We start from the raw sequence: 235 nt of genomic DNA, 5'->3' as shown, positions 1-235 counted from the left end.
GGCCCGCCCAGCTCCAGCCAGTTGTAGCGGCTGACCCGGCCGCTGATGCTGCGGCCGAGCGGGCGGTAGTACAGATCGCGTCCGGCCAGCACGCGGGTGGCGTCGCTGTCGCGGTAGTTCTGCCCGCGCAGGTCGAGATCGACGATGTCGCGGCCGGCGCGCAAGGTCGCCGGCTTGGGCAGGTCCAGGGTCAGGGTGTTGAAGCTCTGGCTCGGGCCCGGCTGGCCGTTGACGA

The 235-nt window shown here is 71.9% G+C and carries 1 protein-coding gene; it reads right to left on the bottom strand.

Annotated elements, in window-relative coordinates; all coding sequences use genetic code 11:
• Positions 1-235 (bottom strand): hypothetical protein (locus HKX41_13585; GenBank protein NNC25165.1); only part of this gene is annotated, 235 nt, incomplete at both ends.

This window comes from Salifodinibacter halophilus (genome assembly GCA_012999515.1).
In the GTDB taxonomy this organism is placed as follows: domain Bacteria; phylum Pseudomonadota; class Gammaproteobacteria; order Nevskiales; family Salinisphaeraceae; genus Salifodinibacter; species Salifodinibacter halophilus.
This window is presented reverse-complemented; position numbering and strand designations above follow the sequence as displayed.